Source organism: Endobacterium cereale, from assembly GCF_009617585.1.
Taxonomy (GTDB): domain Bacteria; phylum Pseudomonadota; class Alphaproteobacteria; order Rhizobiales; family Rhizobiaceae; genus Neorhizobium; species Neorhizobium cereale.
Genome location: NZ_WIXI01000011.1, coordinates 1 through 333, shown reverse-complemented (window position 1 = coordinate 333; position 333 = coordinate 1). Strand labels below are relative to the sequence as shown.

Annotated in this window: 1 protein-coding gene; it reads right to left on the bottom strand. The window is 43.2% G+C overall.

The window, feature by feature from the left end; genetic code table 11:
- Nucleotides 1-142 precede the first annotated feature (142 nt).
- A partial coding sequence (locus GAO09_RS29485) for a hypothetical protein (RefSeq protein ID WP_209018548.1) occupies nucleotides 143-333 on the bottom strand: 191 nt, incomplete at its 5' end.

Genomic DNA, 333 nt, shown 5'->3' with positions numbered 1-333 from the left:
GTCCTACCTGATTTGAGATCAGATCATAAATGTAATTGTCCAAGCAAATGGACTATTGGAAGCGGTTCTCTGATAGTCCCGGCCACTCCTTTTACAGAGTGTCCTCAGCGAGTGATACTTATCACGCCGAGTGGAACCGAGTCTACAGTGATCCAGCTAATGCATTCAAGGGGAGCAGACGTGAATCTGCAGACCCCCAAGTCCAAAATAAAATCAATCGAGTGAACAAAAGATTTATTTTGATAATTTCATGATACTCAAACAGGCATGCTCCGAGGAATACCAAGGAGCGCAAGGTGCGTTCAAAAATTTGATGATTCACAGACGTATCAT